This window comes from Pseudomonas frederiksbergensis (assembly GCF_001952935.1).
In the GTDB taxonomy this organism is placed as follows: Bacteria; Pseudomonadota; Gammaproteobacteria; order Pseudomonadales; family Pseudomonadaceae; genus Aquipseudomonas; species Aquipseudomonas frederiksbergensis.
This window is the reverse complement of sequence record NZ_CP018319.1, coordinates 576,844-592,444: the sequence shown is the minus strand read 5'-3', so window position 1 is coordinate 592,444 and position 15,601 is coordinate 576,844. Positions and strand designations below refer to the sequence as shown.

The window sequence follows — 15,601 nt, the reverse complement described above, 5'->3', positions numbered from 1 at the left end:
CCGGTTGATCGAACCGGGTTTTGCGTTCATGGCTTACCCTTGGTGAGCCAGGAGTGTCACGAGCTGGTCGAAACGGCTATTGGCGATCCAGGCCAGAACCCCGATGACGACGGCTGTTCCGATAGCCGAATAGGCAAGCCGGTGTTTTATGGATTTGACGTCACTGCGGACTTCATCGATGTCTCGTCGGATGTATTTGAGGTGTGTCTCCAGTTCAACGACGCGAGATTCCATGGCAGCCTCTCCACTGGGCTTTGCGCTGGTTTTGAATTCAGCTTGATGATTGGCGCGTTTTTCTGCGAACGGTGTAACCGGAATGACCGGTGACCTGATTTCTTGGCTTTGCATGGCACGTCCCTGTGTAGTTCCAGCTGATGTTTGATAACTGCTGGTGCCAAGGTGTACCAAACGCATTACTCGGTCAATTGAGCCGATTCCTCACATGTTGTAAGAAAAAATCCCGCCTTGTAGGACGCCATACGGCTCGACTTCAAAAAATTCAAATCCTTGCGACTTTTATGGGGCGAGATGAGGTCAACATTTCCTGTACGGAATTCAATCATGGGAGTGACAACTAATGAGCGAACGCAAGGCGCTGTTGATTCTGCATGGCAAGCAAGCGCTCAACGAGGCGGTTCGTTCTGCCGTTGCGGACAAGCGCGAACAGGGTTGGGAGCTGGCTGTTCGGGTGACTTGGGAAGCGGGCGACGCACAGCGGCTGGTAGATGAAGCACTCGCGGCAGGCTACACGCAGATCATCGCCGGTGGCGGTGACGGCACCTTGCGCGATATTGCCGAAGCCATGGCAGCGCATTCGACACAGGCCAGCCTGGTACTGATGCCGTTGGGGACCGCCAATGATTTTGCGCGTGCCGCCGGCGTGCCTCTGGAGCCCGAGCAGGCGCTGGAACTTCTCGACATTGCACCGAGCGCCATTGATCTGGGGGAGGTCGGCGGGCAGGTGTTCCTGAATATGGCCACGGGCGGTTTTGGCAGCCAGGTCACGGCAAACACCTCGGAGGACTTGAAAAAAATCCTCGGCGGCGCAGCTTACCTGTTCACCGGTTTATCGCGGTTCAGTGAGTTGCACGCAGCCTATGGCGAGTTGCAGGGGCCTGATTTCCATTGGAGCGGCGAGCTGTTGGCATTGGGCATAGGCAATGGCCGGCAGGCTGGCGGTGGGCACGTGCTGTGTCCAGAAGCGCTGGCTGACGACGGTCTGCTGGACATCAGTATTCTGCCTGCGCCGCAGGAAATCGTCGGCACCTTGAAGACTCTGCTGGCGGATGGCTTCGGCATCGACAACATGTTTGTGCGAGTCCGCTTGCCATGGGTCGAAATCAAGGTCTCGGAAGGCCTCTGCATCAACCTCGACGGCGAACCTCTGGAAGGTGACAACTTGCGTTTCTCGACACGTCCGGCGGCACTGCGCATGCATTTACCTGAAAACTCGCCGCTGCTGGGGGCATCGCCATTGATCAATCATCCAGGCTGATGATCTGCTCGCGCACGGCGAACAGTACCAGGCCCGCTACATCGTAGATCTGCAAGCGCTTCATGAGTTGCGAGCGGTGGGTTTCAACGGTCTTGATGCTGAGGCCCAAGCCATTGGCGATTTCCCGGGTGGATTTTCCGCGAACGATCAGCCGGAGGATTTCCAGCTGACGCGCTGTCAGGTTGTGCGAATCAGGTTCCGGCTGGTGTTTCTGAGTTCGGGTCAGCGCCTGGCTGATGACGGTATGGGCGATGGCCGGGCTCAGGTAGCGCTCATTGTTACGCAAGGCATCCAGGGCATGTTCGAGCTCGGTGGCCGTGGTGTCCTTGAGCAAGTAGCCATGCGCACCTGTTTCCAATGCCTGCATGATGAGTGCGGGATCGGTGTGCATCGACAGGATCAGCACCTTGCTCTGCGGGCGTACGCGCTTGAGTCGCTGCAATGCGTCAAGGCCACTGGTTTCCTTCATGGAAATATCCAGCAGGATGATGTCGGGGGACAACTGCTCGACCAACTCGAGCAACTGCGAACCGTCATTGGCCTCGCCGATTACCGCGTAACCGGGAATATCCAGCACCAGGGCGCGCACGCCTGCCCTGATAAGTGAGTGGTCATCCACCAGAAGTAAGTTACAAGTCAATGCATAACCTTATTCGTACTGGCCCGTTCGAGCGCACGGGGCGCCCAGGGGAAGAGGGCTTCGATTTGAGTGCCTTTGCCCGGCTCGCTGGAAATGCTCAGTGTGCCGCCCAACTGATTGATCCGCTCCGACATCCCTGCCATACCGCGTTGCCCTTCTCGGCCTGGATCGGTCGCTGGTGCGAAACCCTGGCCATCATCGCTGATCAATAACGTCAGGCCCTGCGGCAGGCGTTGCAGGCGGACCAACAGATTTTTCGCTTTGGCATGGCGCAATATATTGGTCACCGCTTCCTGGGTGATACGAAAGGCGGCCAGGCTCATTTCCTCCGGTATACCGGACAGGCGCTGATGGCATTCCAGGCTCCAGTGCACCGGTGTGTTGGCCAGTGTCTTGAGTAAATGCGCGCGCAGACTGGCTTCCAGGCCGAGGCTGGTCAGCTGCCTTGGATTGAGAATGGCAGACACGTCTCTTACCTTGGCCAGGGTTTCTTCCAGCGTGTCGCAGAGTACTGAACACTGGCCCTGGAGTTCTTCGGGCATTCGGCGTTTGAGCCAGTCGCTTTGAAGTTTTGCCGCGGTCAGCAATTGGCCGATGTCGTCATGCAACTCCCGACTGAGCCGGTGACGTTCGTTTTCCTGAACCTCCAACAGCCGGTCAGCCAATTCCTGGGGTTGAAATTTTATCGACTTGCGCGAAAAACAATGCTGCACCCAGACGCAGGCCAACGCGGCGATATTGAGGGCAAGAAGACTCAGCGGCAGGCGAGTGGACAGGCTATAAATCAGCGCGCTGCCAAGCGCCGAGCAGGTACACAACACAAGCGTGACCAGGTGCGCGTACTTTGAGGAGGGTAGCCTTCGTATGATTGACTTGAGGCTGGCGTACATAACGGATGGAGCCAATGGATGTTCGCTGCGGGAAGACCGGGGCATCGAGGATGACGGTCTCTGTCTGCCATTAATTGACGTCAACTAATGGGCGGCATACTACCACCTAAGATACCGTTGGTCGCGTTTGGTCTATATGCCAGTCGAGTCAGGAAACAAGCATCTATGGACAGCAGTTCCATAATGGAAAAAGTTGGCTGGAAAAGTGGTTTATTTGGTTTCGAGTTGTCGTAAGCAGGTATGGAATATTCAAATGCGACATGAGCCCGCTAAAGGGGCTTCATGGCAATAAAATTTCATCACGGCATGGAAGCCCAATAATTCAGGCTTGCCGACCTGCAAAGGAAACGAGTGTGAGCGGTTTGGAATGAGCGGGGGGGTGAAACTGGCTGTGTCCGACCTGAAAGGCGAAGGCTTCGATCAGGGAGGTCTGTTCGCTGTCATCAAGGCTGAGTTGGCCGGTCTTCTGATCGATAAGCTCGAGTTGCCAGGCAATCAACGTCAGGCAGTCTTTCAGCGCACTCAGGGCCTGGTCGTGTAAATCCATGTGACTCTGCGCATGGCTGAGCAAGCCATGGATGTGCAACGAAAATTCCGAAACGGCAGCCAGGGCGAGAGCATCGGCCTTGTTGGCCAGTTTGAGCAGGGTGCTCAGCATGCAGTCGATGGCGTCCTTGTCATTGCTGATCAGCTGCAAATGGCTCAGGCACTCCTCGGTTTTAACCAGCAGTGTTTCTGCTTCGACGAGAAATTCAGGGAGCCGGTTAGCCCATTCGTTACGATCGTTCGGCATGTCTATCTCCACAACGTCATGTCAAATGCGGGAATGTCGTATGTGTTGACGGGGACGATCAGAGTCCCCGCATTGCCATGCCGTCGTGAAATCGCGCGCCGGCCTGTCTGGCTGCAGGCCGGGGAACTCGATAGGGTGGATGGCCACTTACCTGCGATCGCACACAAAAGCCTGACTCCGTTCATGCAATGAGAATGGCGTCACATTAATGGCTATTGGATATTGCGAATATCAGGTTGGGCCTGATTGTTACTAGGGGAATCCCTTACACAGGGGAACCAACCGAACGAAACGAGGTCTCGCGGCAGGCAATGGGGCTGAATCGCCCGGCCAGTAAAGCATGATGTTAATGTGACATCAATGTTTGTTCGTGGCATTTTACACGGGGGTCAAGGTCCGGCAAAAACAGCCGATAACCCCCTTTAGTGAATTCATCAGAACAAGCCCAGGAGTCATTGATGGCCGGCATTCTCGACACGGTAGACCAACGCACGCAACTGGTGGGTGAGAATCGCCTGGAAATTCTCATGTTCCGGCTGGCCGGACGTCAATTGTTCGCGATCAACGTGTTCAAAGTGCAGGAAGTGCTGCAACTGCCGAAGCTGACCCTGATGCCCCAGCGTCATCCGTTTGTTTGCGGCGTGGTGAATTTGCGTGGCCAGACCTTGCCAGTGATCGACCTGTCCCAGGCCATCGGCATGCGCCCGTTGGTGCCAGGCCCGACCAGTACGATCATCGTCACCGAGTACAACCGTTCGGTGCAGGCGTTCCTGGTCGGTGGTGTGGACCGTATCGTCAATATGAACTGGGAAGCCATTCTGCCGCCGCCGGCCAGCGCCGGTCGCCAGCATTATTTGACGGCTATCAGCAAGGTCGAGGACCAGTTGGTGGAAATCATCGACGTCGAAAAAGTCCTCGCGGAAATAGTCCCGTACAACGCCAAGGTCTCGCGCGAAAAACTCGACGATCCGGTTCTGGAACGTGCCCGTGGCCGCGAAGTGCTGCTAGTGGACGACTCGAACGTGGCCCTGTCGCAATTGCGCGACACCCTGGGTCAACTGGGCGTGAAGATGCACATCGCCAGCGACGGCTTGAAGGCACTGAACATGCTCAAGGCCTGGGCCGATACCGGTGTGAACATGACCGACAAACTGCTGATGATTTTTACCGACGCGGAAATGCCCGAAATGGACGGCTATCGCCTGACCACGGAAATCCGCAACGACCCGCGTCTGCGTGGCCTTTATGTGGTTCTGCATACCTCGTTGTCCGGCAGCTTCAACGACTCGATGGTGAAGAAGGTTGGCTGCGACAACTTCCTCTCCAAATTCCAGCCGGACAAACTCGTCGATGTGGTGCGCCAGCGCTTGATGCTCGACGAAGTGCCTGCCTGACCCCAACACGCTCCCACAGTTTTGGCCTTTGATTCGGTGATCAAGCTCGTATAGGGTGGCGTTTTTATTCACCAGGGAGCTGGCCATGTTGCGTCTGAGCGCGCTGTATCGATATCCGTTGAAATCCGGCAAAGGCGAGATCCTGCAGCAGGTCAGCCTCGACAAGCTGGGCCTGGACGGTGATCGACGCTGGATGCTGGTGGACGAGGCCAGCGGGCGCTTTCTGACCCAGCGTGCCGTGGCGCGGATGAGTCAGCTGTCGGCGTTGTGGAATGCCGACGGTGGCTTGACCCTCAGTGCGCCGGGCCGCTTACCGATCGATGTCGCCCTGCCTGCCAGCAATGCGGAACTGCGTGGCGTGACCATTTGGCGCGATACGTTGCGTGTGCCGGATGCCGGTGACGAGGCGAGTGCCTGGGTCAGCGAATTCATTGGCAAACCGACTCGCCTGGTACAAGTCCCTCTTGATCGCGCACGGACCACCCAGGCCGGCTACGGCAAGGACGATGATCAGGTGGCCTTCGCCGATGGCTTTCCGCTGTTGCTGATCGGACAGGCCTCACTGGATGACTTGTCGCAAAAAGTCGGCCGCCCGCTGGAAATGCTGCGCTTTCGGCCCAACCTGGTGATCGAGGGTAGCGAGGCGTATGCCGAAGATGGCTGGAAGCGTATCCGCATCGGCGATGTCGAGTACCGCGTGGTCAAATCGTGTTCACGTTGCATTCTGACCACCATCGACCCGCAAACCGGTGAGCGCAGCGAAGATCGTGAACCTCTGGCTACATTGCAGAAATACCGTAGCGAAGCCGACGGCGCGATGTTCGGACAGAACCTGGTCAACGACAGCAATGGCCAACTTGAAGTCGGTATGCCGGTGACGATCCTTGAATAACACCATCTGAATAACTGCCTTTGAAAAAAAATGCCCGTGTCCAAGGACGCGGGCATTTTTTTGTCGCTGTGAAAACCCGGGGTTTTAGCCGCGGTATTCGCACAGGTAAGCGGTGTCGACGGCCACTTTCAGCTGGAACTTGCTGTTGGCGGGCACGTTGAACTGGCTGCCGGCGGCGAAGGTTTCCCAGTCGCTGCTGTCCGGCAGTTTGACGGTCAGGGCGCCGGACACCACGTGCATGATTTCACGCTGGCTGGTGCCGAATTCGTATTCGCCCGGTGCCATGACGCCGATGGTCGCAGGACCTTCAGCGGTGCCAAAGGCGATCGACTTGACGGTGCCGTCGAAGTACTCGTTGACTTTAAACATGGGCGATTCCTCGAAAAGGGCTGAAAAGGGCCGGCCAGTATGCACAAGGCCCATGCCGGCGTCACCTCTCTAAGACGGAAGAACCAATGGTAATAATCGTGCGGTATTGCGCGCATCTTCCAGCGCCCGATGTTGTTGGCCACTGAACTGCATGCCCGCCAGTTGCAGCGCGCCGTTAAGCCCCAACGGGCGCTCCAGACGTCGAGACTTGGCAAAGCGCTGTTTGAGGTTCATGTGCGGAACCCGGCTCAGGGCGCTGTCGAGTTGCAGGCGCTCCCACTCCTGGACCAGCTGTTTGCGATCGTAATCGCCCCAACTGGCCCAGCCTTCAAGGCGCGAGTGATGCTGGCCGAGCCAGTGTTCGAACGACGCCCAGACCTCGTTCAGAGGCTGCGCGGTGTCGATGTTGGCCTGGGTGATGTGGGTCAGTTGCCGGCAAAACGGCGTCAGCAAAGGTCGACGCGTCGGGCGTACGAAGCGCTGAAAGCTATCCAGTTCTCGGCCTTTTCGGTCCACCAGGGTGGCGCCGATTTCGATGATTTCCATTTCTGTTACTGGCCAACCACCCTCATCGGTGGTGGCTTCCAGATCAATGACCAGCCAGTGAGGCATCGCAGGGTTCCTGGTATCCGCGTCCTGATAGGGCTTGAGCGTAGCCAAACCCGGCGGATCCGCCTAGCGGCTTATTCGACCTCCAACAAAATCTGACGATTTTTCACCTGGTCACCGACCCTGACCTGCAAGCGTTTGAGCACACCGTCGATGCCCGACTTGAGCGGATGCTCCATTTTCATCGCCTCCAGCACCACCAATAACTGGCCTTTACTGACCGGGCTGCCCTCGGTCACCAGCACGTCGACGATCGCCCCGTCCATCGGGGCCTTGAGGGTGCCGGAGCTGACGCTGGCCTGGCTGCTGACCAAGGCCTGCGTGCGGTCCATCAGCCGCACACTGCCGGGACGGGTGAATAGCCAGAGTTGCCCGGCCTCAAGACGGTAGGCATGGCGTTGGCGGACACCGTTGATGTCCAGGCTGGCCCAGCGTCCGTCGCACTGGATGATCTTCAATTCAAAGGGCACTGTTGCGACTTGAATCCGATACGGCTCACCCGGTACAGCGTTCAACTCCACCGGCCAATCCTGATCCTCAAGGCCGATTCGATAGTGCAACGGTACGCTGGCGTTGTTGCGCCAACCGGCCAGTGGCGCGTGATGAACCTGCGCCGAAGCCTGATAGAACAATGCCGCAGCGATGGCCAGTTCTTCGGCGCTCGGCACATGCGCATGCAGGCAAGGATGCTCGGCAAAGTGAGTCGGGATGAAGCCGGTACTGAACTCGCCACTGATGAACTGCGGGTGTTCAAGCAGGCTGGCGAGCAAGCGCTGATTGCTCTGCACGCCGAGCAGCACGCTGTCCTCAACCGCCCGCAGCAATTTGCGCCGGACTTCTTCGCGGGTGGCGCCGTGGGCAATGATCTTGCCCAGCATCGGGTCATAAAACGGGCTGATGGTCTGGCCTTCGATCAAGCCATGATCGATCCGCACGCCGCTCTGCAACGCAGACTCCCAGGCGGTGATTCGACCGGTCTGTGGCATAAAACCGTGCGCCGGATCTTCGGCGTACAAACGGACTTCCATGGCATGGCCGTTGAGGTGGACCTGCTCCTGGCGCAACGGCAGCGGTAGTCCTTCGGCGACGTGCAACTGCCAGGCCACCAGATCGAGGCCGGTGATCAATTCGGTCACCGGGTGCTCCACCTGGAGTCGGGTGTTCATCTCCAGAAAGTAAAATTGCCCATGCGCATCCAGCAGGAACTCGACGGTGCCAGCGCCGACGTAATTCACTGCGCGACCTGCTTTTAGCGCCGCTTCACCCATGGCCTGACGCAACTCGGCGGTCATCACCGGGCAGGGCGCTTCCTCGATGACTTTTTGATGGCGACGCTGGATCGAGCAGTCGCGCTCGCCAAGGTAGATCAGGTTGCCGTGCTGGTCGCCGAACAGTTGAACTTCGACATGACGAGGGTCGATCAGCGCTTGCTCGAGAATCAGTTCGTCACTGCCAAACCCATGCAGCGCTTCGGAGCGAGCGGTGCGCAGCTGTTCGAGCAAATCTTTGGCCTCGCGCACCAGGCGCATGCCACGCCCGCCACCGCCGGCACTGGCCTTGATCATCAGCGGATAACCGATGCGTGCGGCTTCGCGGCTGAGGGTGGCGTCGTCCTGTTCTTCGCCCTGATAACCCTTGATGCACGGCACACCGGCATCGAGCATGGCGAGTTTCGACAGGCGTTTGCTGCCCATCAGTTCGATGGCATCGGGACTGGGGCCGATGAAGGTGATGCCGGCATTCTGACAAGCGCGGGCGAAACCGGCGTTTTCCGAGAGGAAGCCGTAGCCCGGATGGATCGCGTCAGCGCCGGTGCGCCGGGCGGCGTCGAGAATGGCCGGGATATTCAGATAGGACTGCTGCACCGGTGCCGGGCCGATGTTTACGGCTTCGTCGGCCAGCTGCACATGCAGCGCATTGGCGTCGGCATCGCTGAACACCGCGACCGTGCGATAGCCCAGGGCCTGGGCGGTGCGCTGGATGCGGCAGGCGATTTCACCGCGGTTGGCGATCAGGATTTTTCTGAGTCCGGGCATAGGTTGTTCCCATTGCATTGCGGTGGATGTGATGGCCTCTTCGCGAGCAAGCCCGCTCCCACATTTGAAATGCGTTCCCCTGTGGGAGCGGGCTTGCTCGCGAAGCTTTTAAGGCGCCCAGCCCGGTTTACGCTTTTGCACGAAAGCCATGGTCCCCTCAATACCTTCAGCCCCGGTCACCGCCTCGCTGAACCAGTCGGCCGCTTCATCCAGCAACGCATTCGAGGGCTGTCCGGCACGCGCCAGCAACAGCTTTTTGGTCGTCGCATTCGCCTCCGGCGCGCAGCACAACACATGGGCCAGAATTTCATCGAGACGCTCGGCCAACGCTTGCGCGTCATGCTCGACAAAATGCACCAGCCCCATGCGCCGTGCGTGTGTGCCATCGAAACGTGCCGCGGTCAGCGCCAGTCGACGTGTCTGGGTCAGGCCGATTCGCTGCACCACGAACGGTGCGATCTGCGCAGGCAGAAGGCCGAGGCTGGTTTCCGGCAGACCGAATTGCGCCTGGTGATCGGCCAAGGCGACATCGCTGACGCAGGCCAGCCCCAAACCACCGCCGAGCACCGCGCCTTGCAGCACCGTGATCACCACTTGTGGTGCGTGTTGTACCTCTTGCAGCAGCGCACCGAACGCGCGATTCAAATCGCGATAGGCGCTCGGGCCTTGAGCGCGTGCGTTGGCCATGTCCTTGATGTCGCCACCGGCGCAAAAATGCCCGCCGGCACCACTGATCACCAAGGCACGAATCCCACGGTCATCGCGCACGGCCAACAGCACGGCACGCAGTTCCGCGACCATCAACAGGCTCATGGCATTGCGGCTTTCCGGGCGGTTGAGGGTGATGTGCAGGACGCCGTTGTGCGATTCCAGCAACAAGGTCTGGCAAACCGGCAGGGCGCTCATTTGTTTTTCCCCGGCAGGATGCCCATGAGTTTGCAGATGATCCCCAGCATGATTTCGTCGGCACCGCCGCCGATCGACACCAGCCGCACGTCACGGTACGCGCGGGCCACCGGGTTGTCCCACATGAAGCCCATGCCGCCCCAATATTGCAGGCAGCTGTCGCTGACTTCCCGGCCCAGGCGCCCGGCCTTGAGTTTGGCCATCGACGCCAGGCGGGTGACGTCCTGGCCTTTGATGTATTGCTCGGTGGCCTGATAGACCAATGCCCGCAGGCATTCGATTTCGGTTTGCAGTTCGGCCAGGCGAAAGTGGATGACCTGATTGTCGATCAGCGCATTGCCGAAGGTTTTACGTTCCTTGCAGTACTCGATGGTGCTGTCGACGCAGTACTCCAGGCCCTTGATCATGTTCGCCGCGCCGAACAGCCGCTCCTCCTGGAACTGCAGCATTTGCATCATGAACCCCGCGCCTTCGTGGCCGATGCGGTTGCGTTGCGGTACGCGCACGTTGTCGAAAAACACCTGGGCGGTTTCCGAACTGCGCATGCCGAGCTTGTCCAGGTGCGAACTGAGGCTGATGCCGGGGGTGTTCATCGGCACCATGATCAGCGACTTGTTGATGTGCGGTTTGTCGTCTGAAGTGTTGGCCAGCAGGCAGATGAAATCCGCGCTCGGCGAGTTGGTGATCCACATCTTGCTGCCGTTGATCACGTAGTCGTCGCCGTCCTTGCGGGCGGTGGTTTTCAAACCGGCCACATCGGAACCGGCGCCGACTTCGGAAACACCGATGCAACCGACCTGCTCGCCAGTGATCGCCGGTCGCAGGAATTCTTCACGCAGTTCATCGGAGCCGAAACGCGCCAGCGCCGGCGTGCACATGTCGGTCTGCACGCCAATGGACATCGGAATGCCGCCGCAATGGATGGTGCCGAACTCTTCAGCCGCGACGATCGAATAGCTGTAGTCGAGCCCCATGCCGCCAAACTTTTCCGGTTTGGAAATCCCCAGCAGGCCGAGCTCGCCGGCCTTGCGGAAGAGCTCGTGGATCGGAAAGCGTCCGGCCTTTTCCCATTCATCGACGTGGGGATTGATCTCGTGATCGACGAATTGGCGGACAGTGCGGCGCAGTGCTTCGTGTTCCTGGGTGAAGATCATTCTTATTGTTCTCCTGACGAACCCGATCGTTCCCACGCTCTGCGTGGTAACGCCTCTATGGACGCGCTGCGTCCGCTCTTGGGACGCGGAGCGTCCCTGGCTGCATTCCCACGCAGAGCATGGGAACGATCAAAATCTAGCGACGCCGAAGCTGTTGGATTGCAATGGCCGCACTTCAGCCTCATGACAGATATCCAGCAAGTACCCGAGCAAGGTCCGGGTATCGCGAGGATCGATCAACCCGTCGTCCCACAAGCTGGCGCTGCCGTACAGCGCGGTGGACTGGCTGTCGAGTTTCTGCGCGGTGACCTGTTCCAGCATGTCGAGCATTTTCGGGTCGGGTACCAGGCCGTCCTTGGCCTGTTTGGCCTCGGTGACGATCCGCAGCACTTTGCCGGCCTGGGCGCCGCCCATCACCGCCGTGCGGCTGTTGGGCCAGGCGAAGATGAAGCGCGGGTCCAGGCCTCGGCCGCACATCGCATAGTTGCCGGCGCCGTAGGAGCCACCGACGACGATGGTCAGCTTAGGCACCCGGGCGTTGGCCACCGCTTGAATCATTTTCGCGCCGTGTTTGATCACGCCTTGCTGCTCCGACTCGGTGCCGACCATGAACCCGGTGGTGTTGTGGAAGAACAGCAACGGGGTTTTGCTCTGGTCACAGAGCTGAATGAACTGCGCTGCCTTGCTCGCACCCTTGGGCGTGATCGGCCCATTGTTGCCAATGAACCCGCAGGCGCGGCCTTGAATCTGCAAATGGCCGCAGACGGTTTGCTGATCGAACTCGCCCTTGAATTCGAGAAAGTTCGAGCCGTCGGCTATCCGCGCGATGATTTCGCGCACGTCGTAAGGTTTTTTCGCGTCGTCAGGGATCAGGCCCAGTAACTCGTCGATGGGGTAGAGCGGTTCTTCCCAGTGACGTTCGGGTAGCCATTGCAGCTGATCGTTCCACCGCAGCAGGCCGACAATCTCACGCACCAGGCGCACGCCGTCGGCATCGTTCTCGGCCAGGTATTCAGCGGTGCCGGCGATCTGCGCATGCATCTCGGCGCCGCCGAGTGCTTCATCGGTGGCGATTTCGCCGGTGGCAGCCTTGAGCAACGGCGGGCCGGCCAGAAACAGCTTGGCTTTGCCACGCACCACCACCACGTAATCCGACAACCCTGGCTGATAGGCGCCGCCCGCCGTGGCCGAACCATGGACCACGGTGATTTGCGGCAGGCCCATGGCCGACATCCGCGCCTGATTGGCAAAGCTGCGGGCACCTTCGACGAAAATCTCCGCCGCATAATTGAGGTTGGCGCCACCGCTTTCGGCCAGGGTAATGACCGGCAGTTTGTTCTCCATGGCGATTTGTTGCAGTCGCAGGGATTTTTTCAAACCACTGGGGGAAATGGTCCCGCCCTTGATCGCACTGTTGTTTGCCACCACCAGCACGCGCACGCCGGACACGTAGCCGATCCCGGCGATCAACCCGCCGCCAGCGGAGCTGCCATCCTTGTCGTCATGCAACTTGTAGCCCGCCAGGCTCGCCAGTTCGAGGAACGGTGCCCCGGGGTCCAGCAGCAGATTGAGGCGTTCACGGGGCAACAATTGGCCGCGTTTGTCGAACCGGGGTTTGGCTTCGGCCGCCTTGTTCAGCAAGTTCTGTTCGAGCTGGCGGACATGCTCGATGCCGACCAGCATCGCCGCGCGATTGCGCGCGAATTGTTCGCTGAATGGGTCCACGTGCGACTGAATCACCGGCATGACTTATTCCTTGTCCTTGAGCACGTCAGGCAAGTAGGCACGGTGAAAACCGTTATACGATTCGCTGATCTGCGCCTTGTGTATCGGCCAGGCGCGCCCGCCGAGGCTGGCGGCGCCGTCGATGCGCAAGGTGCTGCCACTGACAAATGCCGCTGCCGGGCTGAGCAGGAAAACGATCGCCGCGCTGACTTCCGATTCGGTGCCGATGCGTTTCAGGGGGACGTGCTCGCGCAAGGTCGGAATCACCGCTTTGAACGCGCCTTCGTAGGTGTCCATGCCGCTGGACGCGATCCAGCCCGGCGCCACGGCGTTGACCCGCACCCCGGCATAACCCCATTCGAACGCGGCGGTCTTGGTGAGGTTGTCCATGCCTGAACGCGCCGCGCCCGAGTGGCCCATGCCGGGCATGCCGCCCCACATGTCGGCGAGCATGTTGACGATGGCACCGCCGTGTTTGCTCATGGATTGGTTGAACACTTCCCGGGCCATCAGGAAGCCGCCCATCAGGTTGGTGCGCAACACCGTATCGAAGCCTTTCTGATTGATCGACGCCAGCGGCGACGGGTACTGGCCGCCAGCATTGTTGACCAGGCCGTGAATCGGTCCGTGCTTGCGGATCAGCTCGCTGACCACATGCTTGACCGTTTCTTCCTCACGAATGTCGCAGACCATCCAGTCAGCCTTGCCGCCATCTTCGGTAATCTCGGCCGCGACGTTTTTCAGCTTGTCAGCCTTGCGCCCGAGCAGCAGCACATGGGCGCCGAGGGCCGCCAGTTCGTGAGCGGTGCAACGACCGATGCCGCTGCCGCCACCGGTGACGATGATGTTTTGGCCTGCAAACAAGTCGGCTTTGAAAATCGAATCGTAAGCCATGGCGACAGTCCTCTAGTTGACCTTGTCGGCGATGCGCTGTGGCACCGGTATCTGGATTTCCAGCAGTTGCTGGGCGAAGGCTTTGCCTTGCGGGTCGATCCGCAGGCTGGCCACGCCACCGCCTCCCAGGGCGTTTTCCAGCAGAAAATTAAGGCTGTGGGTGCCCGGCAGGTACCAGCGTTCGACACGTCCGTGGATCGGATCGAGGACATGACTCATCCAGTCGACGATCACTGCCGGCGTCAAGGCTTCAGCAATCCACGGCAGGTACTCCGGCTCGCGGGCCATGACGCCGATGTTGCTGTGGTTGCCCTTGTCACCGGAGCGCGCCACGGCGAGTTTGACCAGGGCCACGCTGGCATCGGCCCTTCCTGAGGGTTTCGGTGGCGCGCACGCCACGGGCAGGTCGGCGGTGTCGATTACATCAACGGCGGGCAAGGCACAGGGGTGGCGCTGGCCCTTGAGATCAATTTCCAGCGTGCAGGCGGTTTTGTCGATAAGGAAGGAGAACAGCCGGATCAGCGGATACACCGTCGGCCGTCCACCGACAATCCCGGTCAACCCCGGCGCCATGCCGGTGGCGGCTTGGGCGATCTCCCGGGAAAACACAATCAACGCCTGTTTGCCCGGATGGCGCACCGCGAGTTTGATCACCACTTCGCGGCTGTCCTGACGCTGACCGTGGGGCCCGTAAGTGGCCTCGCTGCCGAGCAGTTCGATGTTCACTTCGCTGTAGGGTGGCCAACCGCGCTGACTGAAGATTTCCGAGGTCTTGTTGATGATGGCTTCGCTGACTCGACGCGCCTTGTCGACCGCATCGATCCCGGCGATCAGGCAACTGGCGGTGCAGCGGAAACCGTCCGGGTACGTCGCGCTGACCTTGTACTGATCGGTCGGCGCCAGGCCTTTTGCGCCGTGCACCTGAACCGCGTTTTTACCTTGTTGCACGAGTTTGACCGCCGTGAAATCGCAGACCACGTCCGGCAGCAGATACGCCTGCGGGTTGCCGATTTCATACAGCATCTGCTCGCCGACCGTCAGGGGTGTGACCAGCCCGCCGGAGCCGTCGGGTTTGCTGACGATGAACTGGCTGTCGGCGCTGACTTCGACGATGGGAAAGCCGATGTGTTCGTAGTCGGGCACCTCGCGCCAATCGGTGAAATTGCCGCCGGTACACTGAGCGCCACATTCGATGAGGTGCCCGGCCAATGCGGCCTGGGCGAGTTTGTCGTAGTCGTGCCAGGACCAGCCGAATTCATGCACCAGCGCGGCGCTGACCACGGCGCTGTCGACCACGCGCCCGGTGATGACGATGTCGGCGCCCAGACGCAGGGCCTCGACGATGCCCGGTGCGCCGAGGTAGGCGTTGGTCGAGACACACATCGGCGGCAGGGGCACGCCGCTGAACATTTCATGGATACCGCTGCTGCTCAGCTGTTTGAACTGCGGCTGCAGGTCATCGCCCAGCAACACGGCGATTTTCAGCGTCACTCCGGCCTGGTCGCAAGCCGCTTGCAGGGCGGCGGCGCAGGCTTGCGGATTGACCCCGCCGGCGTTGCTGATGACACGGATTTTCTGTTCGGCCAGTTGACCCAGCAGCGGGCTGAGGACTTCGATGAAGTCGCTGGCGTAACCGGCCTGGGGATCTTTCATCCGCGCACCGGCCATGATCGACATCGTGATTTCGGCCAGATAATCGAACACCAGATAATCCAGGCGCCCACCTTCCACCAGTTGCGCGGCGGCGGTCGAGGTGTCGCCCCAGAAGGCACTGGCGCAACCGATGCGGATTGTCTTGGGCACA

The 15,601-nt window shown here is 59.8% G+C and carries 15 protein-coding genes; 3 read left to right on the top strand and 12 right to left on the bottom strand.

The window, feature by feature from the left end; genetic code table 11:
- Positions 1–33 precede the first annotated feature (33 nt).
- Positions 34–348, bottom strand: a complete 315-nt coding sequence (locus PFAS1_RS02985; RefSeq protein WP_076028151.1) for a hypothetical protein — start codon at positions 346–348, stop codon at positions 34–36.
- A 229-nt stretch (positions 349–577) separates the two neighbouring features.
- On the opposite strand from PFAS1_RS02985, the gene yegS reads away from it, so the two are divergent.
- Positions 578–1,495: a lipid kinase YegS gene (gene yegS, locus PFAS1_RS02980; protein ID WP_076028150.1), complete on the top strand. Its 918-nt coding sequence runs from the start codon at positions 578–580 to the stop codon at positions 1,493–1,495.
- Here yegS and PFAS1_RS02975 read toward each other — a convergent pair.
- The 3 genes from PFAS1_RS02975 to PFAS1_RS02965 form a co-directional block, all read right to left on the bottom strand.
- The gene (locus tag PFAS1_RS02975; RefSeq protein WP_074878783.1) at positions 1,479–2,135 is read right to left on the bottom strand and encodes a response regulator; all 657 of its coding nucleotides are present in this window, start codon (positions 2,133–2,135) and stop codon (positions 1,479–1,481) included. The genes yegS and PFAS1_RS02975 overlap by 17 nt on opposite strands.
- Complete coding sequence (locus tag PFAS1_RS02970) at positions 2,132–3,025, bottom strand: sensor histidine kinase (protein WP_076028149.1); 894 nt, start codon at positions 3,023–3,025, stop codon at positions 2,132–2,134. The genes PFAS1_RS02975 and PFAS1_RS02970 overlap by 4 nt, the downstream gene beginning before the upstream one ends.
- Positions 3,026–3,347: 322 nt before the next feature.
- Positions 3,348–3,818, bottom strand: a complete 471-nt coding sequence (locus PFAS1_RS02965) for a hypothetical protein (protein WP_076028148.1) — start codon at positions 3,816–3,818, stop codon at positions 3,348–3,350.
- A 458-nt stretch (positions 3,819–4,276) separates the two neighbouring features.
- Between PFAS1_RS02965 and PFAS1_RS02960 the strand changes: the two genes are divergently transcribed.
- Both PFAS1_RS02960 and PFAS1_RS02955 read left to right on the top strand, forming a co-directional pair.
- Positions 4,277–5,212, top strand: coding sequence for a chemotaxis protein CheV (locus tag PFAS1_RS02960; protein ID WP_076028147.1), 936 nt, complete (start codon positions 4,277–4,279; stop codon positions 5,210–5,212).
- Positions 5,213–5,297: 85 nt separating this feature from the next.
- Positions 5,298–6,104: an MOSC domain-containing protein gene (locus PFAS1_RS02955; RefSeq protein ID WP_076028146.1), complete on the top strand. Its 807-nt coding sequence runs from the start codon at positions 5,298–5,300 to the stop codon at positions 6,102–6,104.
- Positions 6,105–6,188: 84 nt separating this feature from the next.
- Here the strand turns inward: PFAS1_RS02955 and ppnP are convergent, their stop codons facing one another.
- From ppnP to PFAS1_RS02910, 8 genes are all read right to left on the bottom strand, one after another.
- On the bottom strand, positions 6,189–6,473 hold the full coding sequence (gene ppnP / locus PFAS1_RS02950; RefSeq protein WP_007940055.1) for a pyrimidine/purine nucleoside phosphorylase: 285 nt from the start codon (positions 6,471–6,473) through the stop codon (positions 6,189–6,191).
- Positions 6,474–6,542: 69 nt separating this feature from the next.
- On the bottom strand, positions 6,543–7,085 hold the full coding sequence (locus tag PFAS1_RS02945; protein WP_076028145.1) for a 3'-5' exonuclease: 543 nt from the start codon (positions 7,083–7,085) through the stop codon (positions 6,543–6,545).
- Between the two features lie 71 nt (positions 7,086–7,156).
- Entirely contained in the window at positions 7,157–9,118 is a 1,962-nt protein-coding gene (locus PFAS1_RS02940) for an acetyl/propionyl/methylcrotonyl-CoA carboxylase subunit alpha (protein WP_076028144.1), read from the bottom strand.
- Between the two features lie 108 nt (positions 9,119–9,226).
- Positions 9,227–10,024: an enoyl-CoA hydratase/isomerase family protein gene (locus PFAS1_RS02935; RefSeq protein WP_076028143.1), complete on the bottom strand. Its 798-nt coding sequence runs from the start codon at positions 10,022–10,024 to the stop codon at positions 9,227–9,229.
- Complete coding sequence (gene atuD / locus PFAS1_RS02930; RefSeq protein WP_074878766.1) at positions 10,021–11,178, bottom strand: citronellyl-CoA dehydrogenase; 1,158 nt, start codon at positions 11,176–11,178, stop codon at positions 10,021–10,023. The genes PFAS1_RS02935 and atuD overlap by 4 nt, the downstream gene beginning before the upstream one ends.
- Before the next feature lie 129 nt (positions 11,179–11,307).
- Positions 11,308–12,924: a geranyl-CoA carboxylase subunit beta gene (atuC, locus tag PFAS1_RS02920; protein ID WP_076028141.1), complete on the bottom strand. Its 1,617-nt coding sequence runs from the start codon at positions 12,922–12,924 to the stop codon at positions 11,308–11,310.
- A 3-nt stretch (positions 12,925–12,927) separates the two neighbouring features.
- Positions 12,928–13,797: an SDR family oxidoreductase gene (locus tag PFAS1_RS02915; protein WP_076028140.1), complete on the bottom strand. Its 870-nt coding sequence runs from the start codon at positions 13,795–13,797 to the stop codon at positions 12,928–12,930.
- 12 nt (positions 13,798–13,809) lie between these two features.
- Positions 13,810–15,600 (bottom strand): acyclic terpene utilization AtuA family protein, encoded by a 1,791-nt coding sequence (locus PFAS1_RS02910; RefSeq protein ID WP_198044946.1) that lies wholly within the window; start codon positions 15,598–15,600, stop codon positions 13,810–13,812.
- Position 15,601 lies beyond the last annotated feature (1 nt).